The sequence below is a fragment of the Egibacteraceae bacterium genome, assembly GCA_035540635.1.
Classification (GTDB): domain Bacteria; phylum Actinomycetota; class Nitriliruptoria; order Euzebyales; family Egibacteraceae; genus DATLGH01.
Genome location: DATLGH010000067.1, coordinates 63,006 through 86,762 on the forward strand (window position 1 = coordinate 63,006; position 23,757 = coordinate 86,762).

Annotated in this window: 20 protein-coding genes; 9 read left to right on the top strand and 11 right to left on the bottom strand. The window is 73.4% G+C overall.

What is annotated here, in order from left to right; genetic code table 11:
- Positions 1-6: 6 nt before the first annotated feature.
- Genes VM324_11430 through VM324_11445 form a run of 4 tightly spaced genes read right to left on the bottom strand, consistent with a single transcriptional unit; the run spans position 7 to position 3,613 of the window.
- Positions 7-1,320, bottom strand: a complete 1,314-nt coding sequence (locus VM324_11430; GenBank protein ID HVL99892.1) for a competence/damage-inducible protein A — start codon at positions 1,318-1,320, stop codon at positions 7-9.
- Positions 1,310-1,984 carry a CDP-diacylglycerol--glycerol-3-phosphate 3-phosphatidyltransferase gene (gene pgsA / locus VM324_11435; protein HVL99893.1) on the bottom strand — a complete coding sequence of 225 codons (675 nt, stop codon included), beginning with the start codon at positions 1,982-1,984 and terminating at the stop codon, positions 1,310-1,312. The genes VM324_11430 and pgsA overlap by 11 nt, the downstream gene beginning before the upstream one ends.
- A gap of 7 nt (positions 1,985-1,991) precedes the next feature.
- Positions 1,992-2,774, bottom strand: a complete 783-nt coding sequence (locus VM324_11440; protein HVL99894.1) for a RodZ domain-containing protein — start codon at positions 2,772-2,774, stop codon at positions 1,992-1,994.
- A gap of 32 nt (positions 2,775-2,806) precedes the next feature.
- Complete coding sequence (locus tag VM324_11445) at positions 2,807-3,613, bottom strand: maleylpyruvate isomerase N-terminal domain-containing protein (GenBank protein ID HVL99895.1); 807 nt, start codon at positions 3,611-3,613, stop codon at positions 2,807-2,809.
- A 177-nt stretch (positions 3,614-3,790) separates the two neighbouring features.
- Here VM324_11445 and VM324_11450 point away from each other — a divergent pair, with 177 nt between their 5' ends.
- Together VM324_11450 and VM324_11455 are read left to right on the top strand one after the other, a co-directional pair.
- Complete coding sequence (locus tag VM324_11450; protein HVL99896.1) at positions 3,791-5,428, top strand: S8 family serine peptidase; 1,638 nt, start codon at positions 3,791-3,793, stop codon at positions 5,426-5,428.
- Positions 5,429-5,448: 20 nt separating this feature from the next.
- Entirely contained in the window at positions 5,449-7,587 is a 2,139-nt protein-coding gene (locus VM324_11455; GenBank protein HVL99897.1) for an ATP-binding protein, read from the top strand.
- On the opposite strand, the gene VM324_11460 is transcribed toward VM324_11455, so the two are convergent.
- From VM324_11460 to VM324_11490, 7 genes are all read right to left on the bottom strand, one after another.
- Complete coding sequence (locus VM324_11460) at positions 7,580-8,134, bottom strand: ATP-binding cassette domain-containing protein (protein HVL99898.1); 555 nt, start codon at positions 8,132-8,134, stop codon at positions 7,580-7,582. The two genes, VM324_11455 and VM324_11460, sit on opposite strands and share 8 nt — an antisense overlap.
- A gap of 106 nt (positions 8,135-8,240) precedes the next feature.
- Complete coding sequence (locus tag VM324_11465) at positions 8,241-8,885, bottom strand: hypothetical protein (GenBank protein HVL99899.1); 645 nt, start codon at positions 8,883-8,885, stop codon at positions 8,241-8,243.
- A gap of 233 nt (positions 8,886-9,118) precedes the next feature.
- Complete coding sequence (locus tag VM324_11470) at positions 9,119-11,521, bottom strand: DNA translocase FtsK (protein ID HVL99900.1); 2,403 nt, start codon at positions 11,519-11,521, stop codon at positions 9,119-9,121.
- A gap of 2 nt (positions 11,522-11,523) precedes the next feature.
- The gene (locus VM324_11475) at positions 11,524-13,176 is read right to left on the bottom strand and encodes a ribonuclease J (GenBank protein ID HVL99901.1); all 1,653 of its coding nucleotides are present in this window, start codon (positions 13,174-13,176) and stop codon (positions 11,524-11,526) included.
- Positions 13,176-14,060, bottom strand: coding sequence for a 4-hydroxy-tetrahydrodipicolinate synthase (gene dapA / locus VM324_11480; GenBank protein HVL99902.1), 885 nt, complete (start codon positions 14,058-14,060; stop codon positions 13,176-13,178). Before dapA ends, VM324_11475 begins: the two co-directional genes overlap by 1 nt.
- 192 nt (positions 14,061-14,252) lie before the next feature.
- Positions 14,253-15,575: an ATP-binding protein gene (locus tag VM324_11485; GenBank protein ID HVL99903.1), complete on the bottom strand. Its 1,323-nt coding sequence runs from the start codon at positions 15,573-15,575 to the stop codon at positions 14,253-14,255.
- 10 nt (positions 15,576-15,585) lie between these two features.
- The gene (locus VM324_11490) at positions 15,586-17,202 is read right to left on the bottom strand and encodes an FAD-dependent thymidylate synthase (GenBank protein ID HVL99904.1); all 1,617 of its coding nucleotides are present in this window, start codon (positions 17,200-17,202) and stop codon (positions 15,586-15,588) included.
- A gap of 26 nt (positions 17,203-17,228) precedes the next feature.
- On the opposite strand from VM324_11490, the gene VM324_11495 reads away from it, so the two are divergent.
- The 7 genes from VM324_11495 to VM324_11525 all read left to right on the top strand — a co-directional run bounded on the left by VM324_11495 (position 17,229) and on the right by VM324_11525 (position 23,589).
- Positions 17,229-18,299: a PP2C family protein-serine/threonine phosphatase gene (locus tag VM324_11495; GenBank protein HVL99905.1), complete on the top strand. Its 1,071-nt coding sequence runs from the start codon at positions 17,229-17,231 to the stop codon at positions 18,297-18,299.
- A 72-nt stretch (positions 18,300-18,371) separates the two neighbouring features.
- Positions 18,372-19,421, top strand: coding sequence for a cytochrome c oxidase subunit II (gene coxB / locus VM324_11500; protein ID HVL99906.1), 1,050 nt, complete (start codon positions 18,372-18,374; stop codon positions 19,419-19,421).
- Positions 19,422-19,428: 7 nt separating this feature from the next.
- Positions 19,429-21,384: a cbb3-type cytochrome c oxidase subunit I gene (locus VM324_11505; GenBank protein ID HVL99907.1), complete on the top strand. Its 1,956-nt coding sequence runs from the start codon at positions 19,429-19,431 to the stop codon at positions 21,382-21,384.
- Positions 21,374-21,997 carry a hypothetical protein gene (locus tag VM324_11510; GenBank protein HVL99908.1) on the top strand — a complete coding sequence of 208 codons (624 nt, stop codon included), beginning with the start codon at positions 21,374-21,376 and terminating at the stop codon, positions 21,995-21,997. Before VM324_11505 ends, VM324_11510 begins: the two co-directional genes overlap by 11 nt.
- Entirely contained in the window at positions 21,994-22,368 is a 375-nt protein-coding gene (locus VM324_11515) for a hypothetical protein (protein ID HVL99909.1), read from the top strand. Before VM324_11510 ends, VM324_11515 begins: the two co-directional genes overlap by 4 nt.
- On the top strand, positions 22,344-23,195 hold the full coding sequence (locus tag VM324_11520) for a cytochrome c oxidase assembly protein (GenBank protein ID HVL99910.1): 852 nt from the start codon (positions 22,344-22,346) through the stop codon (positions 23,193-23,195). Before VM324_11515 ends, VM324_11520 begins: the two co-directional genes overlap by 25 nt.
- A complete protein-coding gene (locus VM324_11525) occupies positions 23,185-23,589 on the top strand; it encodes a c-type cytochrome (GenBank protein HVL99911.1) in 405 nt (134 codons plus the stop codon). Before VM324_11520 ends, VM324_11525 begins: the two co-directional genes overlap by 11 nt.
- The last annotated feature ends 168 nt before the right edge of the window (positions 23,590-23,757 follow it).

Sequence of the window (23,757 nt, forward strand, 5' to 3'; positions counted from 1 at the left end):
TGTGCCCTACCCACCGGGGCCGGCGGCGACCTCGCCCAGGCGCCGGCGGAGCCCTTCGAGCGCGACGCTCGCCGCCCACTCCTGAAGCTCGGTGCGGCTGCGGCTCGGCAGGACGACGGTGCGCGTACAGGGTGGGGCGTCCGGCACGACCACCCCGACGCACACGGTGCCGACGTCGCGAACTCCCTGCGTCGCCGGCCCGGCCACGCCGACCACGCCGAGGCCGACGTCGGCGCCGAGGCGGTCACGCGCCCCGGCGGCGAGCGCCGCCGCCACCGGTTCGCTCACCGGGCCGTGGCGGGCGAGCAGGTCGCCGTTCACGCACGCCACGCCGGTCTTGGCCACCTCGGTGTAGGCCACGATGCCGCCGAGGAACCAGTCACTGGCTCCCGGCACGGTGACGAGCCTCGCCTGCACCCCCCCACCCGTGACCGACTCGGCGACCGCGAGCGTCCAGGCCGTCCGGCGCAGCTGGCGGGCGATGGCGTGCTCGATGCCCTCGTCGTCGAGGCCGACCACGCCCGCACCGAGGCGGTCGACGATCTCCTCCACGACGGGGTCGGTCAGGGCCCGGGCGGCCTCGCGCGAGGCGGCCTTCGCGGTCACCCGCACACGGGTCTCGCCGCGGGAGGCGAGGAACGCGATGGTGGGGCTGTCCTCCCGGTCGAGGCGCTCGACGAGGTCGCCGCACAGCTCGGCCACGCCGGACTCGCTCATGCCCGCGGTGCGCACAACCCTGCTCACGGTCGTCGCGAGCCCGCCCCGCTCGACGAGGTCGGGCACGACGTCGCGCTCGATCATCACCTCCATCTCCGCGGGCACGCCGGGGACGCAGTACACGAGGGCGCCGCCGACCTCGACGGCGAAGCCGGCGGCGGTGCCGACCGGGGAAAGCACGCGCGCCCCCGCGGGCAGGTCCGCCTGGCGGAGGTTGCTCGCCGGCATCTGCCGGCGCCCCCGCGCGAAGTGCTCCTCGAGGTAGGCCGCGAGCTCGGGGCGCCGTTCGAGCCGGACCCCCGCGTGCCGGGCGACCGCATCCCGTGTGACGTCGTCCTGGGTCGGTCCGAGACCGCCGGTGACGATCACCGCGTCGGCCCGCACCGCGGCGCCGCGCAGCTCCTCGACGATGCGCTCGACGTTGTCGCCGACTGTGGTGTGGCGGAACACGTCCACGCCGATCTCAGCGAGGCGGGCGGAGATCCAGCCGCTGTTCGTGTCGACGCTCTGCCCGAGCAGGAGCTCGCTGCCGACCGCGACGATCTCCGCGCGCAGGCCGTTTCGGTCGTCGCCACGCTCGGCGACGTGCCGGCTACACCCCACGGGCGCGCCGTTCACCTCGCACGGCGTACTCCACACCGCTCGCGACGGTGAGAACGACCGCCACCCAGAGCCCCGCGTCGGCCACGGCACCCGGCACGGGCGGCAGCAGGTACAGGGTGACCGCGATCACCTGCGAGACGGTCTTGGCCTTGCCCCACACGCTCGCGGGCATGACGACGTCGCGGCGGACGAGCCAGGTGCGCTGCGCGGTCACCGCCGCCTCCCGCACGACGATGACCCCGACGGCCCAGCTGGGCAGCTCGCCGATGGCGGCGAGCACCGCGAGGCTGCCGATGATGAGCACCTTGTCGGCGGCGGGGTCGGCGAGCTGCCCCCACCGCGTCGCCCCGAGCAGCCGGCGGGCGAGCCAGCCGTCGACGGAGTCGGTCAGCGCGGCGAACACGAAGATGCCGAGCGCCCACCACCGCGCGGTGTCGCCTTCGAGCGTGACGAGCCACGCGATGACCGGCATGAGCAGCACCCGCAGGAGGGTGAGCGCGTTCGCGGGGTTGAGGAGCATGGCGCGCCCCGCGGGCGTGGCACGCCCCGCGGGGACGGCGCGCTCCGCGGCGTCCAGCGCTGGACGCCGCCCGTCGCCCGCACCGTGCGCGGCTTCCCCGGCGTCGACCGCGTCGGGGTCCTCGAGCGGCTGTGGTGCGGTCACGACCGGCTCACGCCACCACGTCGACGTCGCACTCGGTGTCGCCGCCGGGACAGGTCACGACGACGACCTGTCCAGCCGAGCCGAGCCGGCCCTGGTCACGGCCGTTCGCCTCGACCGCGACGGCGCTCGCATCGCCGATGCGCAGCCGCACGAGATCCTGGCCCGTGAAGGTTCGCCGGAAGCCGCTCGACTGCACACCTTCTAGGACCGTGTCCCCGTCGACCTCGACGCGCATCCACGACACCTCCCCCGTCACCGCGACGACGACCTCGATGCCCTCCACCTCCGGGTCGGTGGGGTCGACCGTTGCCGGCGGCGACGGCGCCGTCGTGGTGGTGGGCGGCGTGGGGGACGCCGCCTCCGGCGTCTCCGCCGGTGCGGGGCCCCGCTCCCCCACCGTGTCGGGGTCGCCGCCGCGCCCGAGGAACATCCCGAGGCCCGCCAGCACGAGCAGCAGCGCCCCGGCCGCGACGACGATGACCGCAGGGCCGGACCGGCGCTCGGGTGGGAGCATCGGCCCAACCGGCTCGCGGACCGGCGCGGTGTCCTCGTCGCGCTCGTACTCGGCGCGGTAGGCCTCGAGCAGCGGCTCGGGGTCGAGGCTCAGGAACTTCGCATAGCTGCGCAGGAAGCCCTTGACGTAGACGCCGCCTCCGAGGGCGGCGAACTCCTCTTCCTCCAGCGCGGCGAGGTAGCTCTCGCGCACCCGGGTCTCCGCGGCCGCGTCGGCGAGTGTGCGCCCGTGTCGCCGCCGGGCCGCCCGCAGGGTCTCGCCGATCCCGGTCGCCATAGGACTGACAAGTATAGGAAGTGGGGACCTGCTCACGGGGCGCTGGCGAGGAGGTCGAGCACGTCGGTGGCCACCGCCTCGTCGCCATCGACGGTGAGGTGCTCGGCATCCACCCCCTGCCAGGCCCAGCGCTGCTCAGCCACGAGCGCGAGCGTGCGGGCGTCGGTCCTCACCACCGCGTCGGGACGGGCCGTGACCCGCGGGCCGTACTGGCGGCGGGCGAAGTCGATCCCCCACGTCAGTCGCCGTCCCCCGCCGGTGTCCACGACGACGCGCGCCACGCCGCTCGTGCGCCGCGCCCGCGGCAGGCCGACGTGCGGCAGGACGCTCAGCACCGAGAGGGCGAGGACGTCGCCGACGGCGTCCTCGACGGCAACCGGCTCTTGACGGCTGGTGGAGTCCGTGGCCCACGCCACGTCGCACTCGTGCACCCACTCGTCGAGCACGCGGCGGTAGGCGAAGAACAGCAGCGGCTGGCGGCCGAGCCAGCCGGGCATGGGCAGACGGCCGACCACGGTCGGCAGGCGATCGGCCACCGTTGCGAGCCGTTTCCCCCAACGCTCGAGCTCCTGGAGCAGCTCGGCCGGCTCCCGGTCGTCCCAGCGCGTGGCGTCGTCGCCGTGGTCGAACTCCCACAGGTCGCCGGCACGGCGCAGCGCCTGGTGGATCTTTCCCGTTGCGAACGCCTCGTCGACCGCGACGAGATGCGCGGCGACGTCACCCACCCGCCAGTGCGGCAGGCACGGCGTGTGCCAGATGCCGTCCGGCAGCCCTGCGAGGCGGCGGACGGTCGCCACCCGCTGGGCTCGCAAAGCCGCGACGGCTGCCGTCTTGCGCATACCTCCTTCTTCCCCCCCGCCGGGGTCCCGACGCCCGCCGCACCCCCCAAATGGACTAGTCAACACTAGTTCCGGCGGCGCGGTGGCCGAATGGCCCTGTAGATGACGGTGCAGACCGCCGAAGACGTCCCTACGGCACGGTTGTCCCCGTGCGTGGCGAAACGAAGGGTAGGCGACATGACCCCCGTCCATCAGGCAACCGTCACCGGCGGGGCCGCTTTCCCGCGTCCCCGAGCCGCGCTGGCGGCGCTGGCCGTGGTCAGTCTCCTCGCGGCCCTGTTCGCCGGGGCGCCGATGCGCACGTCGACCTACATCGTCCCGTCCGACGCGACGCTGCCCGCCGGCACGCGCGTGCTCGACGCGCTGCCGCTCGTGGACGCGCTCCTCGTCGCGGCGCCGGTCGCGCCTGCGCGGGCCGTGGGCGCCGACGCGACCATCGGCTGGCGCTCCCTCGTCGAGGGGGCCGAACCCGGCGCCGGCGTGGTGCTCGACAGCGGTGTCGCCTCCACCCGCGCACCCGAGGTCTGGGAGACGACCACGCGCGGTCAGGGAGCCCTCGTGGCGCTCGTCGACACCGGGGTCGCCGACGTCCCGGCGCTGCGCGACGCCGTCGTCGCCGAGCTCGACTTCACGAACAGCGGCGGTGGCGACGGCTACGGCCACGGCACCTTCATGGCCTCGCTCATCGCGGGGCGCGGTGACGTCACGCCCGGGGTGGCGCCCGCGGCGGAGCTACTCTCCCTCAAGGTGGCGAGGGCCGACGGCAGCGCGGAGATCGGCACGGTGCTCACCGCGTTGCAGTGGCTCGCCGGTCCCGGACGCGACGCGGGGGTCACCGTGGCCACGCTGGCCCTCGGCGTCGACGCCCACACCCCGGCCGGTTACCTGCTCGACCTGGCCGTCGGCCGGCTGGCCGCCACGGGCGTGCTCGTCGTCACCGCCTCGGGCAACGAGAGCGGCGTGCTGAGCTCGCCGGCGAGCTCGCCCGGGACCTTCTCCGTGGGATCGGTCGACGACCAGGGCACGCCCGGCCGGGCCGACGACCGGATGGCCGCGTTCAGTGGTTCGGGAGTCGACCGGCTCGGCGTCGCGCAGCCCGACGCCGTCGCCTCGGGCGTCCGCGTCGTCGGCACGATGCCGTGCGGGGCGACGCTGGCCGTCGAGCACCCGGCGGCGTTCGTCGCCGGCGGCCGTGAACGGTGCACGGCCGGCGCGAGCGCTGCCTCGTTCAGCGGCAGCGGCACGTCGATGTCAACCGCTCTCGCCGCGGGTGTGGCCGCGCTCGCATGGTCGGCGAACCAGGCCCTCGACGCGGCGCAGCTCGACGCCGCCCTGCGAGCGGGCGACCCCGCCGGTGATCCGGCCGGCCTTCACGCCTTCGCCCTCGACGCTCCGGCTGCGGTGGGCGCCGGGATGGGCCTCGACCAGGGGGCGGCCGCCCGTCCCGGCAGGTCCCCTGCGGTCGGGACTCCCCCGCCGGCTCCGGCCGGGCGGCCGGTTGTGGCCGAGCCACAGGGTGCGAACGGGCGGAGCGCGGACTGGCGCGACAGCGACTGGCAGGGCGTCAACTGGCGCGGCGTCAACTGGCGCGAGACCGATTGGCAGGGCGTCAACTGGCGCGGCGTGAACTGGCGCGACACCGACTGGCTCGGCGTCAACTGGCGCGGCGTCAACTGGCGCGGCACCCAGTGGCAGGGCGTCAACTGGCGCGGCGTCAACTGGCGCGACGCCGAGTGGCAGGGCGTCAACTGGCGCGGCGTCAACTGGCGCGGCGTGAACTGGCGCGGCGTCGGCTGGCTGATGGTGACGCCCTAGGTGTCACTGCTTCCCGCGCGATGATGGTTCACGGCCCACCCCGGCTGCGGGAGCTCCCACTGCCCGCCCGCGGCCTCGTCGGGGTGACGGCGGTGCTGTCGGTGCTCGTTGCCGTCACGGCCGTCGTCTCCGGCGACGCTCCCGTGTCGCCGTGGCCCGTCCTCGCACTGTCGGCCGGCATCGCGGTGAGCGAGGGGCTGCGCGTCGACCTGCCCTTCCGGCGCGCCGGCACCGCCCAGTTCAACCTCAGCGACGCCGCGCTCACCGTCGGGTTGCTGCTGCTCCCGCCGGCAGAGGTCGTCCTCGCAGCCTGCCTCGGCAAGCTCTGCTGGCAGCTCGTCGACCGCGTGCCCTCGCTGAAGCTCGTGTTCAACCTCGCCTGGTACGTGACCGGCACGGGAGTCGCCGCGCTCGTCGTGGGAGCCATCGCCCCCCGCCCGGGCCCCGTGGCCGCGGGGAGCATGATCGCGGTCGGGATGGGCCTCTGCACCCTCACGGCAGTCAACGCCACAGCGGTCAGCGGGATCATCGCCCTGTCGGCCCGGCAGTCCTGGCCCGCGACCGCGCGCCGCATCGTGCCCACCCTCGCGCTGCTGACGGTGACGAATGCGGGCCTCGGGCTCATCGCGGTCCTGCTCGCCGAGACGCGTCCGTGGGCGCTGGTCGCCCTCGCGATCCCCGTCGCGCTGCTGTACGGGGCGTCGCGGGCGCAGGTGCACGCAACGGTCGACCGCGAGCGCTCGGCGGCGGTGGTGACCGTCGAACATCGCTTGTCCGACGCCACCGATCCGGCCGCGGTCGCCAGCGCCCTCGTCGAGGGCGTCGGCGAGGTGCTCGGCCTGCGGGCCGCGATCTGGCGCGACGGCCGATGGCTCACCCCACCCCCGGCGCCGCCGGGGGCTGGGTTGCCGGGGTCGGGAACCCAGCAGGCGCCCCTCGGTCGCGGCGAGGGGGTGCTCGTCGCCTGGCCCGGCGAGCTCGGCGTCACCGTCGACAGCGCCGAGTGGCTGGCGCGCCTGGCCCGGTCCGGGGGCGTCCACCTCGACCGGGCCGCGGCCCACTCGGCGCTGGAGCAGGAGCGGGCGACCCTGCGGGCGGTCGTGGACGGCACCGGCGACGGCATATTCGTCGTGGACGAGAGCGCGACGCTGCGCCTGTGGAACCCCGCGATGGGCCGCCTCGCGGCGAGGCTGCCCGAGCAGGCGCTCGGCCTACCGGTTTCCACGGTGCTCGGGCCGGGGCCGTGGCAGACCCCCGGGGTCCACGACGTGACGCGGCCGGGGGTGAACCCGCACACCTGGCGGGTGTCGGTCGCGACGGTGCGCGACACCGCCCACTCCAGCCTGCACGTCGCCGTCGTGCACGACGTCACCGCCGAGCGCCGCGTCGCCCGCATGAAGGACGACATGCTCGCCGTCGTGTCCCACGAGCTGCGCACCCCGCTCACGCCCATCAAGGCGAGCGCGCAGCTGCTGCGCCTGCGCGGCAACGCCATGCGCGAGGAGCAGCGGGAGGAGCTCCTCGCGCAGATCGAGGGGCGGGCCGACCACCTGACGCGCCTCGTCGAGGATCTCCTCCTCGTGGGGCAGCTGTCCTCCGCCAGAACCCGGCCGGCAACCCCCACCGCGCCGTCGGGAGCCCGGCCGCCGGTGACCGCCGCGCACGTGGATCTCGCGGGGCTCCTGCGCGAGGAGGTGGCGCAGCTCGCCCTCGCACGCCCCGGTCACACGCTCTTCTGCATCGCACCCGACGAGGAGCTCGCGGTCGTCGATCCGCGGCGCGTCCGCCAGATCGTCGACAACCTCGTCGAGAACGCCTGCAAGTTCTCGCCCACGGCGACGACGGTGCGCATCACGCTGTCGACGAACGAGCACACGGCGACGCTCGTCGTCGCCGACGAGGGCCGCGGCATCGCCCCCGACGACCTCGACCGCATCCTCGAGCCCTTCCAGCGCGGCGAGGACCCGCTGCACATGACGACGTCGGGTGCGGGGCTCGGGCTGTTCATCGTCCGCGAGCTCGTCGGTGGGCTCGGCGGGCGTCTCCACATCGCAAGCGAGGTGGGGGTCGGCACGGCCGTGACCGTCACCCTGCCGCTCATCAGGCCCGCCGCCAGGCCTGCGACCGCTGCCGCGGGCGGACCGCTGTCGCTCAGCTGATCCGCGTCGGCGGGGTGGCCCCCAGGCCGTCCCCGGCCTCCTGCCACCCGGGGGCGTCGGCCTCTTCGCTCATGCCGATGGGGCCCAAGGTCCGCCCGTGCAGGAACTGCGTCACGACGGCCTTGTCGGAGCCGAACAGCTCCTCGGTCTGGCCGAACATGACGAGGTTGCGCCGGAAGAGCATCCCGATGTAGTCGGCGATGTTCCGCGCGGTGGGGATGTCGTGCGTGACGATCACGAAAGTTGCCGCCAGCTCCTCCCTCAGCTGGAGGATGAGCTCGTTGAGGAACGACACGCGGACGGGGCCGAGGCCGGAGTCGGGCTCGTCGAACAGCACGATCTCCCGGTCAAGCACGAGCGCACGGGCGAGACCGGCCCGCTTTCTCATCCCGCCGGAGACCTCCCCTGGGAAGCGGTCGGCCGCTCCGGCGAGACCGACCCGCTCGAGGTTGCGCATGACGATCTCGCGGATCTCCCGCTCGCTCCTGCGGGTGTGCTCGCGCAGGGGTAAGGCGGTGTTGTCGTAGAGGTCCACTCGACGTCCCACATCCCCTCGCCGTAGCGGGTGTCGATCTTGATGTCGCGCTTGTCGACGACCGAGCTCCGCGCCTCCCGGGTCCGCCCGGCTCGAAGGACGCTCAATCGGCCCCGGCTCATCCCTGCCCGCCCTGCGGCGCGGCCGGCTCGCCGGGGGCGCCGGGGGCGCCGGGGGCGAGCGTGGGCGACGGCCCGAGCACCGCGATGTCGGCGACGAGCCACCGGCCCGCCTCGCGGACGAGCGTGAGCTCCATGCGGAGCTCGTCGACGATCGGCTCCTCGACGGAGGCGTTGAGGCTCGTCTGCCGCACGAGCACGAACACCTCGGCCTCGTCGCCGTCGAGCTGTTGCACGAAGCTCCGCGTCACCTCGCCGACGGACTCGACCTCGTTGTCGCGCAGGGCGTCGCGGAACTCGCCGCTGAAGAGCTCGCCGACCTGGGCCGCGTAGTCGTCCGTCGCCAGGGCGCGTAGCTCCTCGACGAACTCGTCGATCGCTGCCCCTTCGAAGGTCGTGACGCGGGCCGCCACCACCTCCGCCGCCTCGCGCACCTCCTCCCGCGCGCGCGCCTCGGCAGCCTGGACCTGCCACTGGAAGGTGGAGAAGGCGGCGGCGAGCACCGCGATGACCGCGACGGCCCAGACGAACCGGGGGTCGCGCAGGAGCCCGGTCGCGCCGGGCTTGCGCGCTTCACCCCCGCCACGGGGGGTTTCGAGCGTCTCGACACCGCTCGGGCCGGGCGCGGATGTGGGTTCAGCCATGGTCGTGTCCTCTGCGTCGCGTGCGCTGGCGTTGCGCCGCGGGAGGCCGGAGGGCGCGCCCCGTGCCGAGGAGCAGGCCGCTGCCGAGGATGAAGGATACTGTCGCGCCCCGCGCGGGTTCGCCATGCCGCACCCGCGAGCAGTCCGTCATGCCTTGTCAATGTCACCCGCAGTCACAACGACGTGCGGGGCTCCGGAGTCTCGCCGGGCCTCCCGGCGCCGGCGGGACCCGCTCAGGGGACGGCGGGCGGGGGGCCGCCGGCGTCCCCCCCGAGACGGCGCTCCAGCTCGTCGACGCTCATGAGGACCTGGCGGGCCTTCGGCCCCTCCGACGGCCCCACGACGCCCATCTGCTCGAGCTCGTCCATCAGCCGCCCCGCCCGGGCGAACCCCACCTTCAGCTTACGCTGGAGCATGGAGGTCGAGCCGAGGCCCGACCGCACGACGAGCTCCATCGCCGCGGTGGTGAGGTCTGCGTCGCTCGCGTCGTCGCCGGTGACGTCGAGGCGCGCCTCGGCGTCGGTCTTCACCATGCCCGCCGCGTACTCCACGGTGCGCTGCGAGCGGCAGTGGTCGACAACGCGTTCGATCTCCCCCTCGCCGATGTAGCAGCCCTGGATACGATGGGGCTTCGAGGCGTTCGCCGGCATGAAGAGCATGTCGCCGTCGCCGACGAGCTTCTCCGCTCCGTACTGGTCGAGGATCGTCTTCGAGTCGTGGCCGGTCGCCATGGCCAGGGCGATGCGGGAGGGCACGTTCGCCTTGATGAGGCCGGTGACGACCTCGACCTGGGGACGCTGCGTGGCGAGCACGAGGTGGATGCCCACCGCGCGCGCCATCTGGGAGATCCGCACGATGTGGCTCTCGACGTCCCGGGGCGCGACCATCATGAGGTCGGACAGCTCGTCGATCACGAAGACGATGTAGGGCAGCGGCTCCCAGACGGTGTCGGCCTCGCCGCTGATGGCGGGCGCCTGCCGCACCGTCTGGTCCCGGACCGCCCCGTTGTACGAGTCGATGTTGCGGTAGCCGAGCAGGGCGAGGCGCTCGTAGCGCGACTCCATCTCCCGGACGGTCCACTCGAGGGCCTCCGTCGCCCGTTTCGGATCGGTCACCACGGGGTTGAGCAGGTGTGGCGCGCCCTCGTAATGGTTGAGTTCGACCCGCTTCGGGTCGACGAGGATGAGCCGCACCTGATCGGGGCGGGCGCGCATGAGCAGGCTCGTCACGATCGCGTTCATGGTCACGCTCTTGCCGGACCCGGTGGCACCCGCGATGAGCAGGTGCGGCATGGTGGCGAGGTTGACCATGACGGCGTGGCCGGCGATGTCCTTGCCGACCCCGACGGCGAGCGGGTGGGCCTGGCGCTCGGCTTCGGGGGCGCGCAGCACGTCGCCGAGGGTGATGAGGTCGCGGTCGCGGTTGGGCACCTCGATGCCGATCGCGGACTTGCCGGGGATCGGCGCGACGATGCGGATCTCCGGCGTGGCGAGCGCATAGGAGATGTCGTCGCCGAGCTTCGTCACCGCCGCGACCTTCACCCCCGCCTTCAGGGTGACCTCGAACCGGGTGACGGTCGGGCCCCGGTGCATGCGGCTGACCTCGGCCCCGACGTTGAACTGGCGCAGCGTGCGCTCGAGCGCACCGCGCATCTGGTCGAGCTCCCGCTTGTTGCCGACCGCCTCGCGCCCCGTGCGCAGCAGCGACAGGGGGGGAAGCTCGTAGGCGGCCCAGTCCTCCGCCGGCGGTGCGAGCACCGTCGCCGTGCCCGCCCCGGCGGTGTCCACGCCGGCCGGCAGCAGCTGCGTGTCCGACAGTCCCGGTTCGGCTGCCGCCGCCACCTCGGGCCCGTCGGCGCCGTCGAGCGCGAGCTCGTCGTCGCCGCCCCCCATCGGACCCGTGTCGTCGTCGTCGAGCGAGGTCGCCGGGGCGTTCTCGTCGAGGACCACCGTGGGGCTGTCCTCTTCGGCGGCGGCCGCCTCGGCCCGTTCCTCACGGGCGAGCCCGCGGCGCGCGCGAGCCTCGGCGACCCGGTCACGCACCGCGCGGGCGCCCGCCGCACACCGCTCGACGACGACCCGCGGTGGGGTCGCGGTCGCGAGCAGCAGGCCCACCACGACGACCGCCACGAGCAGCACGACGGCGCCGCCGGTGGCGGCGGCGGCGCGCAGGGGCAGCGCGACGGCTGCGCCGGTCCAGCCGGCGGCGCGCTGGAGGTCGGACAGGCCCGCGTCGAACGGCGGGGCGCCGGCGGCGAGGTGCCACAGGCCCGCGGTTCCGAGGGCGACGAGCATCCCCCCAGCGACCACACGCCGGTCGGCCGGTCGTGGCTCGCGCAGGAGCAGCACCCCTCCCGCGGCAAGGGCAACCGGGGCCGCGAGCCCGAGCATGCCGAACAGCCCACGGAACGCGACGTCGAGGAACACGCCGACGACGCCGGCGGCGTCGGCGTAGAGGCCGAGGGCGCTCAGCGCGGCCAGGACGAGCAGCGCGATCCCCCAGATGTCGCGGAGGTGGTCGGCGACGGTCGGGCCGCCCGGGGGGGGGTTGCGCCGGGCCGGGCGCCGCCCCGCCTCCGCGCCCTTGCCGGCCTTGCCGGTCGCCGCCTTCCTGCGGTCGGTCCTCGCCCCCGCCACGGCTAGACCTCCACGAGCACCGGCAGGATCACGGGCCGGCGCCCCACCTGGTCGCGCCAGAACCGCGCGAGTGCCTGCACACTCGTGCGCCGCACGACCGCCTCGTCGCCCTCCCCGCCGTTGCGGTGCAGCTCGTCGGCGAGGACCTTGGCGGCGTGCTCGAGCATGACCGACTGCTCGGGCTCGTAGATGATCCCCTGCTGGAGCACCCCCGGCTCACCGACGACGCGGGCGTGCTGGTCGACGGTGATGACCGCGATGCAGATGCCCTCGCCCGCGAGGCGCTCACGGTCGCGCAGCACGGCGTTGCCGACGTCGCCCACCCCGAGCCCGTCGACGAACACGACGCCGGGACGGAACGACTCGCCCCGGCGCACCGTGGCGTCCTGGAGAAGGACCGTGTCGCCGTCCTCGCAGACGAAGACCTGGTCGGGGGGCGTGCCGGTCTCGCACGCGATGCGTGCATGCGCGACGAGGTGGCGGTACTCGCCGTGGACGGGGATGAAGTGCTCGGGCCGCACGATGTTGTGGAAGAAGCGCAGGTCGTCGGCGGCGGCGTGCCCGGACACGTGCACGTCGGCGATGCCCTTGTGCACCACGTCGGCACCCTGCCGGAACAGCCCGTTGATCGACCGGTAGATCGCGTGCTCGTTGCCGGGGATGACGCTCGAGGCCATCACGACGGTGTCGCCCGGCTCGAGGCGCACCTGCTTGTGCTGGCCCGCGGCCATGAGCGACAGCGCGGCGTACGGCTCCCCCTGCGAGCCGGTGCAGACGATGACCGTCTCGTGGCGCCCCATCCGGTCGACGGCAGCCATGTCGACGATGTCGTCGTCGCGGTAGTGCAGGTAGCCGAGCTCACGCCCGATCGGCATGTTGCGGACCATCGAGCGACCGACGAAGCACACCTTGCGGTTGACTGCCAGAGCGGCGTCGATGATCTGCTGCACCCGGTGCACGTGGCTCGCGAACGTCGTGACGATGATGCGCCCGCTCGCCTGCCGGAACACCTCCGCCATGGTCCGGCCGATGACCCGCTCCGTGGGCACGTGCCCGGCGGTGTCCGCGCCGGTCGAGTCGGCGAGCAGGAGCGCGACGCCGTCGTCGCCGAGCTGGGCGAGGTGCGGCAGGTCGGTGGGCTTCCCGTCGATCGGGGTCTGGTCGAGCTTGAAGTCGCCGGAGTGGAGGATCGTTCCATGAGGGGTGTGGAACGCGACCGCGAGCCCGTCGGGGATGGAGTGCGCCACCCCGACGAACTCGATGTCGAAGGGCCCCGTCGTGAGGCGCTCGCCCGCCTCGACCTCCCGCAGGTCGGCGTTGACGTCGGGATGCTCCTCGAGCTTGGCGCGGATGAGCCCGAGGGTCAGGCGGGTGCCGTAGACGGGCACGTCGGGGAAGTCGCGCCAGAAGAACGGCAGCGCCCCCATGTGGTCCTCGTGCCCGTGGGTGATGACCACGCAGTGGACGTCGGCCGCGCGGCCCCGCAACGTCGACCAGTCGGGGAGGATGAGGTCGATCCCGTGGTGCTCGGCGTCGGGGAAGATGAGCCCGACGTCGATGAGCGCGATGCGCCCGTCGACCTCGACCGAGGCCATGTTCCGCCCGATCTCGCCGAGGCCTCCGAAGAAGGAGACGCGGACGGGAGGGTGCGCCATCAGGCGGTCACCCCCACCGCCGCGAGCGCGTCGGCGACGACACCCTCGACCTCCTCTTCGGCGTCGGCGAGCGGCGGCCGCACGGGACCGCCGGGCAACCGCAGCTGGCGCAGCGCGGCCTTCAGCGGCACCGGGTTCGTGTCGACGAACAGCGCGGAGAAGAGCGGCAGCAGCGCGAGATGGTGCGCCCGCGCCGCGGCGGGATCCGTGGGGAACGACGCGATCAACGCCGCGAGGCGCTCACCGACGAGGTGCCCGGCCACGCTCACGATCCCCACCGCGCCGACCGCGAGCAGGGGCAGCAGGTCGATGTCGTTGCCGGCGTAGATCTCGAAGGTGTCGGGCGCGTTCGCGTTCACCCAGGCGGCCTTGTCCAGATCCTTGACCGCGTCCTTGACTGCACGGACGCTCGGTGCGGCCTCGTGGATGGCGAGCAAGGTCTCCGGAGCGATCTCGCACGCCGTGCGGCTCGGGATGTTGTAGAGCAGGATCGGCTGCTCGACCGCCCGCGCCACCGCCGTGAAGTGGGCGATGAGGCCCCGCTGCGACGGCCTGTTGTAGTACGGCGTGACGACGAGCAGGCCGTCCACCCCGAGGCCGGCGGCCTCCTCCGCCAGGCGCACCGTCGCGGCGGTGTCGTTCTTGCCGACACCCGCCACCACGGCGGTCCGCTCCCCTACCGCCTCCACCACCGCCGAGAAGAGGTCGAGGGTCTCGTCGTGCGACAGGGTCGGCGACTCCCCCGTCGTGCCGGCCACGACGAGGCCGTCGCTGCCGTGCTCGACAAGATGGGTCGCCAGGCGCTGCGCCCCGTCGAGGTCGAGGTCACGGTCGGCGGTGAAGGGGGTCGCCATGGCGGTGAGGACCCTTCCGAAGATCGGCAAGGCGGATCCTTCGTGGTCGGCAGGTCCGAACGTCAGGAGGCGCAGTATCCCTACTCGGTGGCTGGGGCATGGAATACGGGTGATGTGAGTCTAGCCACAACGTCCCGAGGTCTGTTTGAACGTCCTACCGCTTCGCTGCCTGAGGACGGTTGAACGTCCTACCGCTTCGCTGCTCGAGGACGGTTGAACGTCCTACCGCTTCGCTGCTCGAGGACGGTCGGCGGCGGTCGGCTCGTCGTCGGCGCTGGGCGCCGCCGAGGGGGACAGGCGGAAGGAGACGAGGAAGCGCGCGCCGCCGCGCGGTGCGGGCTCGTAGCGCACCCGCGCACCCATCGCCTCCGCGAGCTCCGCCACGAGCGGCAGGCCGACCCGGGGTCCGCCGCCCTCGTCGGGGGGGTCGAAGAGCCGGTGCGCGGCGGTCGAGGGCACCCCGGGGCCGTCGTCGGTGACGACGAGGACGCCGTGGCCGGCCGTGGTGAGCGCGGTGACCGTCACCGTGGTCCCCGACGGCGTGTGGTCGGCGACGTTCTCCAGCAGGTTGAAGACGATACGGCGCGCCCCCCGCCCGTCGGCGACGACCTTGACGGGCCCTACGTCGATGTTGACGGTGTGGTGGTCGAGGCGCCGGCCGAGCGCCACGACGCTGTCCTCCACGACCCGGCGGAGGACCACCGGCTCGAGGCGCACGCTCGTCTCGTCGAGGACCCCCACGTCGGTCAGCTGGGCCACCTCGGCGTCGAGCTTCGTGACGATCACCCGCAGCCGTGCGGCCAGCCGGCGGCGGTCCTTCTCGGGCAGGATCGCTGCGCTGTCATCGAGCTGGTCGGCGACCTCCTCGAGCTCGCGCAGCGGCGAGCGCACGTCGACGCTGGCCTGCCGGACGAACGACCGCCGGCGCCGGTTGCGCTCGCGGACGGTCTCGGCCTCCTCCCCGGCGAGGGCGATGAGCTCGTGCAACCGGCTCGCGTACGTGGCCGACAGGTAGCCCACCGAGATGACCCCGGCGATGCTGACGAGCAGGATCACGACCCGCTCCCCGAGGTCGGGGCGGTGCAGGAGCGCCGGGTGCAGTCCGAGCTCCTCCAGGCCGAGCTGGAGAACGGCGAGCAGGCAGGTGAACACCGTGAACGCGTAAGCGGCCTTGGGCCCGAGCAGGATGCCCGCGCTCACCACGACGATCGTGTAGAGCATGATGAGACCGGACCCCGTGCCACCCAGGAACGCCACCGCTCCCCCGAGGACCAGGGCGTCGGCCAGGAGCGAGGCGATGACCGCGGTGCGCGGGTAGGCGACCGACTTCTTGAAGTAGGCGGTCGTCACGACGGCGAGAACCGGCACGCCGAGGGCGAGCGGCCACACCTCGCTGCCGAAGATCCCGAACAGCACCCCGACGGCGATGAAGTACGCGGCTCCGCCGACCGCGCGGACGAGGCCGAACCGGCGCAGGAGCACGTCGTCGGGGGTCGGGATGCGCTGCCGGCGCGGTGGCGGGAAGGCCTCCGGAGCGGTCGTCATCCCCCCGATGCTACGCGTCCGAGGCTACCCTGCGGGCCTCGGCCGCCCGTTCGGCGTCGAGGCGCTCGAGGTGGCCGGGCGTGTAGTCGACGAACCGCATCATGTCGGCCACGGCCGGGTGGCCCGCCTCCGTGCCGATGAGCGTGTGCATCCGCTGAGCGATCCGCCGGTAGGAGGGATGGCCCTGAGGGCCGCTGCGCAGCTCGATGAGCTGCATCGCGGCGCGGGCGTTCAGCTGCAGGCTGTAGCGGACCTTCCACGCGAAGCCCACCGCGTACGGGGACTGGCGCGGCAGGTCGGGACGCAGCCGCTCCCACAGCTCCGCCTGCCGACCGAGGGCGCGGTGCCAGACGTCCTCCACGCCCGCCGCGACGAGCTCGGGCGGGGTGTCGTAGCCGTGGCGGGGGCTGAGCTCCTGCCAGTCGATCGTGAGCATGCGGTGCCGCTGGAGATCGCGGAATGCCCCGTAGTCACTGCACACGTCGAAGCGGTACCACACCCGCTCGAGAGCCCGGCCCGGCTTGTGCCGGCGGTTGCGGCGGTCACCGACGTACGCCCGCACGACGCGCAGACGCTCGGTCTCGGGCATCGCGCGGACGACCTCGCGCAACTGTCCTTCGGGCAGGTGGCTGTGCGGGTAGAGCATCCCCGTCACGAGCTCCACCTCGGCGTCGGGGCTGTAGGCGACCAGGGTGACCTCCTCCGCCGGAGCGGGCGGCACCCCCGCGAGCAGCTCCTCGGCGAGCGCGCGGCTGTCCGCGCGCGTCCGGGCGAGGTAGCGCGCCCACACCTCGCCGCGGTCCGGGCGGTCGACCCGCGTGAGGAACGACGGGATGACCTGGCGGAGCTCGGCGAGGAGTGCGTCGCCGACCGCGCGGGCCTCCGCGAGCTCGTGTCCGCGCAGCCGCAGCAGCAGCTGCTCGTAGGCCTGGCCGCTCGCGAAGACGCCGACGTTCGACACCGTCGCGGCCGGCAGGACACCGCGGAGCAGGTCGCAGACCTTCGCGGTCGTGGCGTTGCGGTAGACGACCTCGGAGGTCGTCTCGTCCCGGGGGAACTCCGCCTCGACCCAGCTGCGCACCGGTTCGAACATCGCGGAGTAGCCGGCGAAGACGGCGTCGAGCGCTTTCGTGTAGGCGTCGCTGTGGGGACTCGCCGCGATGTCGGGGTCGCGGTAGTAGCGGTAGCGCCCACCGGGCCGGTCGTCGTAGCGCATGTACCGGGTGGACTGCTCGAGGTAGGCGGCCAGCCGGCCCCATTCGAGGACCTTGGTGAGCAGGTTCGAGGCCTGCTCCACGGCGACGTGGGCGCCGCCGAGCTGGGCGACCGAGTCGTCGCCGTACTCGACGAACACCCGCTCGTACAGGCGCGCCGCCCGACCGGCGTCCGCCCGAGCGGGGGGCTGCGGGGCGCCCTCGGCCGGCGCGAGGTCGTCGGCGAACTCGTCGAGCAGCAGGCGGCGCAGGCTCTTCGGCGACCGAGAGTAGCGCGCGAAGAGCGCGCCCTTCACGACCTCGGGCATGTTCGTGAGGGCGAAGACCGGCCGGCTGGTGTTCGTGACGTGACGGCGGAGGACCGCCTGCTCGGCGTCGGTGAAGGACTCCTCGGCGTACGCGTGGGTGTGCACGCCCGCAGGCTACAATCCGGTGGTCTATGGAACCCCTCCGGTCGCCACTGCGGTTGGGGGAGGAGGCTGCACTGGCCTTGCACGAGCCCGATCTCTCGGCGGGCCAGGTCACCGACCTCCTCGTCGCGCTCGTGCGCGACCTCGGACTCGCGAAGGCGGTCTACGAGCCGGCCGGAGGCGGCACCACGCCGCCGGAGGAGGGCTTCGTGCCCGCGCCGGTGCACCGGGGGTCGGCGAGCTCGGGCAGGCCCGACCTCGCGGGCATCCTGTGGTACCGGCCGTGCGGTCCGGAGGTGGGGCGCCACGTCGAGTCGCTCGCGGCGCACGCGAGCCTCGCCCTCGGCGCCGTCGCCGACCGGCAGGAGATGGTCCGGCGCGAGGACAGCGTCCGGCGGATCGCCGAGAAGCTGCAGGACTCACTGCTGCCCCCGCTGCCCGAGCTCGAACAGACCCTGCTCGCCGTGGAGTACCGGGCCGCCGGGCGCGACACCCGCGTGGGCGGTGACTTCTACGACGTCTTCCCCATGCCCGACGGCCGGGTGCTCATCGTGGTCGGCGACGTCATGGGCAAGGGGGTGGAGGCGGCCAGCCGCACCTCGCGGATCACGCAGACGCTGCGGGCCCTCGCCATGCAGGGCCTCGGCCTCGACGAGCTGCTCGCCCGCGTCGACGAGCAGGTCAGCTTCCAGGACCCCGACATCATGGCGACCGTCTGGTGCGGCCTCTACGTGCCGGCGACCGGCGAGCTCGTCTTCGCCTCCCTCGGTCACCCTCCGGCGCTGCTCATGCGCGAGAGCGCGAGCGACCCTGTCCACCTCGCGCTGCAGGGCCTGCCCCTCGGCCTCCGCGGGTTGTCCGAGGAGCCACCGGAGTGCCGTGACCGCCGCCTCGCGCCCCGCGACCTGCTCGTGCTCTACACCGACGGGGTCATCGAGAGCAGCGGCGACGTCATCGCCGGCCTCGAGGCCCTCCACACCGCGGTGCGCGCCCGCCGCGACGAGCCGCTCCACCTGCTCGTCCGGGACTCGCTCGACGAGCTGCTCGCCCAGGGGGGCCACACCGACGACGCGGTCATGCTCCTGCTGCGCCGCCGCTGAGTTCGCGGAGCGGAGCGCCGCCTCGCTGCGCTTTCCCACCTCACGGTCCCGTCCGTTAGGCTTGCGCCCTCCATGCGCCCGTCGGGACAGGTGAGGACCCCGTTGACGAGCCCGCCGTGTCCGGCACGGGTTCTCCCACGGCATGGCCTTCCGGGGCTGGCCCTGCCGGGAGTCGCGGCGCCGAACCTGCTCGACCCCCGCGGGCCCGCCGCCGCGGACATCGCCGTGCTGTGGTGGGTGCTGCTCGCCGTCGGCGGGGCGGTCTTCGTCGGCGTCGCCGTCCTGCTCGGGGTGGCGTCGGTGCGCCGCCGCACGCAGGACGTCGCGAAGGACGCGCTCACGGGCGAGGGCTTCGTCGGCGGCGGCAACGTCCTCGTCGTGGTCGGCGGGATCGCGTTCCCCGCGGCCGTCGTCGTGGGCCTCATGGTCGCCACGGTCGTCACCGCCGAGCGCGTCGCCACCGTGGGCAACCCCGCGGAGCCGTTCGTCGTCGAGGTCACCGGCCACAAGTTCTGGTGGGACGTGCGCTACCCCGACCACGGCATCCGCATCGCCAACGAACTTCACCTGCCCGTGGGCCAGCCGGTGGAGGTGGTGGTCACCTCCGCGGACGTCATCCACAGCATCTGGGTGCCCCAGCTCGGCGGGAAGATCGACATGAACCCCGGCCACGTGAACATCCTGCGCCTCGTGGTCGACGAGCCCGGCGAGTACCGCGGGCTGTGCACCGAGTTCTGCGGCATCCAGCACGCCCGCATGCACTTCGTCGCGGTGGCGCACGAGCAGGACGACTTCGCGCGCTGGCTCGCCGACCATGCCGACCCCCCCGACGAGCCCGACGACGCAGGCGCCCTCGCGGGCCGCGACGTCTTCATCGGCGCCGGGTGCGGGGAGTGCCACACGGTCACGGGGGTGAGCCCCCGAAACGACAGCTACCCCGACCTCACCTTCCTCGCCGAGCGCCGCACGATCGCGGCGGGGATCCTTTCGAACAACCGCGGCACGCTCGGCGGCTGGGTCCTCGACCCGCAGGGCCTGAAGCCCGGCAACCGCATGCCGCCCGCCAACCTCACCGGGCAGGAGCTGCAGGACCTGCTCGACTACCTCGAGACGCTGCGGTGAGCGGGACGTGACGACGACCCGGGTCGACGTCGACCGCCTCCAGCGCCTGTGGGACGCCCCGCCGACCCTCCTCGGCTGGCTCACCATGGTCAACCACAAGACGATCGGCAAGCGCTTCCTCGTGACGGGCGCGGCGTTCTTCGTCCTCGGCGGGATCTTCGCACTCGTCATGCGGGTGCAGCTGGCGCTGCCCGAGCTCGAGATCCTCGATCCCCAGGTCTACAACGAGCTGTTCACCATGCACGGCGTCACGATGGCGTTCCTGTTCATCGTGCCGGTCCTCGAGGGCTTCGCCATCTTCATCCTGCCGCTCATGGTGGGCGCCCGGGACCTGCCGTTCCCGCGGCTGACCGCCTTCGGCTACTGGGTGTACCTCCTCGCCGGGGTCTTCATCTTCTCGAGCGTGTTCGTCGGCGCGGTGCCCGACGGCGGCTGGTACGCCTACGTGCCGTTCACCGGCCCGGAGTTCACGCCCGGCCTGTCGATGGACTTCTGGCTGCTCGGCATCACGTTCCTCGAGATCTCCGCGATCGGCGCCGGCATCGAGATCGCCGCGCTGCTGGTCAAGAACCGCGCGCCGGGCATGACCATCGCGCGCATGCCGCTGTTCGCCTGGTCGATGCTCGTCACCGCGTTCATCATCATCTTTGCGTTCCCGACGCTCATCGTCGGCTCGATCCTCCTGGAGGTCGAGCGCAAGATCGGCGCCCCGTTCTACAACCCTGATCTCGGCGGCAACGAGATCCTCTGGCAGCACCTGTTCTGGTGGTTCGGCCACCCCGACGTCTACATCTGGCTCCTGCCGGGCGTGGGGATCATCTCGATGATCGTGCCCACGTTCACGCGCACGCCGCTGGTCGGCTACACGTGGGTCGTCGCGTCAACGGTCGTGTCCGGCGTGCTGTCCTTCGGCGTCTGGGTGCACCACATGTTCACCGTCGGGCTGCCGCTGCTGTCGATCAGCTTCTTCGGGGGTGCGTCGCTGGTGTTCGCCCTCCCCAGCGGCGTGCAGGTGTTCTCCTGGATCGCCACCATCTGGCGGGGCAGCATCCGCTGGGCCACCGCGATGCTGTTCGCCGTCGGGACGCTGCTCACTTTCACCTTCGGCGGCATCAGCGGGATCATGCTGGGTGTGGTGCCCTTCAACTGGCAGGCTCACGACACGCACTTCGTCGTCGCCCACTTCCACTACGTGCTCATCGGCGGCTCGGTCCTGCCCATGTTCGCCGGCGCGTACTACTGGTGGCCCAAGCTCACCGGGCGGATGCTGTCCGAGCACCTCGGACGATGGCATTTCTGGCTCTTCGTGATCGGGCTCAACCTCACGTTCTTCCCCCTCCACGTCCTCGGCTTCCTCGGCATGCCGCGGCGCGTCTACACCTACCTCGAGGGCCTCGGCTGGGGCCCGCTGAACCTCCTCGCGACCATCGGCGCGTTCCTCACCGCCGCGGGCGTCCTCGTGTTCCTCGTCAACGCCGTGGTGAGCCAGCGCCGGCCCGTCGCCGACCCCGATCCCTGGGGCGCGGGCACCCTGGAATGGGCGGGGCCGACGTTGCCGCCGTCGTACAACTTCGCCATCTCCCCCGTCGTGCGGTCGCGCTACCCGCTCTGGGAGCAGGAGTCGATCGAGGCCGACGACGAGCTGACGCGCCGGTGGACCGTGCCGCTGGCCGACCCGCTGGAGGACGAGCGCGAGATCCTCGTGACCTCCGAGATCGACGCGGAGCCCCAGACCGTCGCGATCCTGCCGCAGCAGTCGGTGTGGCCGCCGACGGTGGCGGTCACGCTCGCGGTGGCGCTGACCGGCGTCCTGGCCGACATCTACTGGATCGCCTCGCTCGGGCTCGTCGCGTCGGTCGCCGGTGCGGTGGCGTGGGCGTGGTCGCGAAAGGACTTCGCTGCGATCACCTACCCGCAGAGCCCCATGGCTCGGCAGACGGGGGGCCTGTCCGATGAGCGCTGATCCCGCGCTCGACGCCGGCCCCGAGGAGATCCGCGCGGGCCGGGCGATCGAGCCCCGCCCGCTCGCGTGGTGGGGGATGATGCTCACCCTCGCGGTGATCGCCACCATGTACGGCGCCATGTACTTCAGCTACTTCTACATCCGCATCGGTGTCACCCGCTGGCCGCCCGACGGCATCGCTCCACCCGCTCTCGGCCTCCCGGCAGTGTCGGCCGCCGCCCTGCTCGCCAGCGCCATCGTGCTCTGGGGCGGTCTGCGGCGGTCCCACCGCGGCGAGCTCGGCGCGGAGCGGTTCGGTCTCCTGAGCGCGCTCGTGCTCGCCGGTGCCTCTGTCGCCCTGCTGCTGCTCGACTGGACCCGCGCGGGCTTCGGCGTCGACGTGCACAGCTACGCGGCCCTGTACTACGTGCTGCCGGCGATCCACGCGGTGGTCCTCGCCATCGGCATGCTCATGGCCGTGGTGCACCTCGCCCTGTCGTTCCGTCCCGAGGACCTGCCGCGGCGCGCCGTCGGCCTGCGGGCCCTCGGCGCCTACTGGTACCTCGTCGCCCTCGGCGGCGCCCTGCTCACCGCCGTCGTCTACGGCACCCCGCACGTCTGGCCGGTGGCGTGACGGATCAGAAGACGCGCAGCCCGCGACTGCCGGGGTGGCTCCCGCTGTGGTTCGGGGTCGCCGGCGGTCAGGCCGCCTGGGCGGTGGCCGTGCTCGTCGCCTACCCGACAGTCGCCGCGGTCTGCAACGCCGACGCCTCGCGGGTGTGGGTCCACCTCGTCCGCTGGACGGCTCTTGGGGTAGCCCTGGCGGCCACCGCGATCGCCTACCGATCCTGGCGCGCCGCGCAGGCCGCCGGCGACGACGTCCCGCCCGGCCTGGTGAACCGCGTGCGGTTCATGGGCCTCGGAGGGGTGCTCCTGTCGGGGGCGGGCGCCTTCCTGCTCTTCGTCGAGGACATCGCGACGTGGGTGATCCACCCGTGCCTGTAACCGCCGACCCGCTGCCCCTGCTCGGCGTCGCCCTCGCCGGCGGCGCGTACGCGCGCGGGACCGTGCGCCTCTGGCAGCAGGTCGGTCGCGGCCGGGTCGTGCGCCGCGGTCACGCCGTCGCGTGGGCCCTCGCCAGTCTGGCGCTGCTGGCCGCGTTCGCCGGCCCGGTCGAGGCGCTGTCGGGCCGCGTGCTCACCGCCCACATGGTCCAGCACCTCCTGCTCACCCTCGTCGCCGCGCCGCTCCTCGCGCTGTCCGCGCCGACCCTGCCGCTTCTCGCCGGCGTTCCGCACCCGCTGCGGCGGCCGGCGGCCCGTGCGCACGCCCGCCTGCGGGCGCTTCGGTCGTGGACCGCGCACGGGGTGTGGCCGTTCGCGGTCGTCGGCGTCTACGCGGTGACGGCCTGCCTGTGGCACCTGCCGGGGCCGTACCAGGCGGCCGTCGCCAACGACCTCGTCCACGCCGCCGAGCACGCGTCGATGCTCGGCGCGGCGGTCCTCCTGTGGTGGACCGTCCTGCAGTCGGGGCGCCGCAGCGCGTTCGGCTACGGCACGGGGATCGCCGTCGTCTTCCTCACCGCGCTCCAGCATGCCGCGCTCGGTGGGCTGCTCACGCTCGCACCGACCCCGCTCTACCCCGCGTACGGCGCCGGGCCGGCCCCCGGGGGGATGACGCCGCTCGCCGACCAGCAGCTGGCCGGGACGCTCATGTGGGCGCCGAGCAAGATCCTGCACGGCGTCGTGGTCGTGATCCTCGTGGTCGCCTGGCTGCGCGACGTCGACGCGCGCAGCCGCCGGCGGGAGGCGGAGCTGTCCCGTGGGGCGTAGCCCCTCCCTCACGGCCCGCTCCGCCCGCTCGCTGCGGGCCTGGCTCACCGTCGGGCTCGTCGTGACCGCGTGCGCCGGCGGGCAGCAGGTCACTCCCCCGGGCCTGCAGGTCCCCGGCGACCCCGAGCTCGGGCGCGCCGCCCTCGCCGAGTACGGGTGCATCGCCTGCCACGCCATCCCCGGAGTGCGCGGCAACCACACCGAGGTCGGTCCCCCGCTCGCCGGGTTCGCCCGGCGGCGGGTGATCGCCGGCCGACTGCCGAACACCCCCGCCAACGTCGCCGCGTGGGTCGAGAACCCCCAGGCGGTCGACCCGGGAAACGCGATGCCCGACCTGGGGGTGACACCCGAGGACGCCGAGCACATCGCCGCGTACCTCTACACCCTCCGGTAGGCGCGTTGCGGCGGCAACCCGCCACGCCCGCGCCCCGGGCTGGCGGCGCTGGGACCGCTAGCCCCGTCGCCCCGCCCGCCCGCCCGCCGGGGCGCGGGCGTGGCGGGTTGCCGCCGCAACGCGCCTACCGGAGGGTGTAGAGGTACGCGGCGATGTGCTCGGCGTCCT

Bases quoted from the DNA above. Each gene is read 5' to 3' on its own strand.
- VM324_11475 (HVL99901.1), bottom strand. From the start codon at position 13,176: ATGGCGCACCCTCCCGTCCGCGTCTCCTTCTTCGGAGGCCTCGGCGAG.
- VM324_11455 (HVL99897.1), top strand. From the start codon at position 5,449: ATGATGGTTCACGGCCCACCCCGGCTGCGGGAGCTCCCACTGCCCGCC.
- VM324_11450 (HVL99896.1), top strand. From the start codon at position 3,791: ATGACCCCCGTCCATCAGGCAACCGTCACCGGCGGGGCCGCTTTCCCG.
- VM324_11445 (HVL99895.1), bottom strand. From the start codon at position 3,613: ATGCGCAAGACGGCAGCCGTCGCGGCTTTGCGAGCCCAGCGGGTGGCG.
- VM324_11495 (HVL99905.1), top strand. From the start codon at position 17,229: ATGGAACCCCTCCGGTCGCCACTGCGGTTGGGGGAGGAGGCTGCACTG.
- VM324_11465 (HVL99899.1), bottom strand. From the start codon at position 8,885: ATGGCTGAACCCACATCCGCGCCCGGCCCGAGCGGTGTCGAGACGCTC.
- VM324_11440 (HVL99894.1), bottom strand. From the start codon at position 2,774: ATGGCGACCGGGATCGGCGAGACCCTGCGGGCGGCCCGGCGGCGACAC.
- VM324_11485 (HVL99903.1), bottom strand. From the start codon at position 15,575: ATGACGACCGCTCCGGAGGCCTTCCCGCCACCGCGCCGGCAGCGCATC.
- coxB (HVL99906.1), top strand. From the start codon at position 18,372: ATGCGCCCGTCGGGACAGGTGAGGACCCCGTTGACGAGCCCGCCGTGT.
- VM324_11510 (HVL99908.1), top strand. From the start codon at position 21,374: ATGAGCGCTGATCCCGCGCTCGACGCCGGCCCCGAGGAGATCCGCGCG.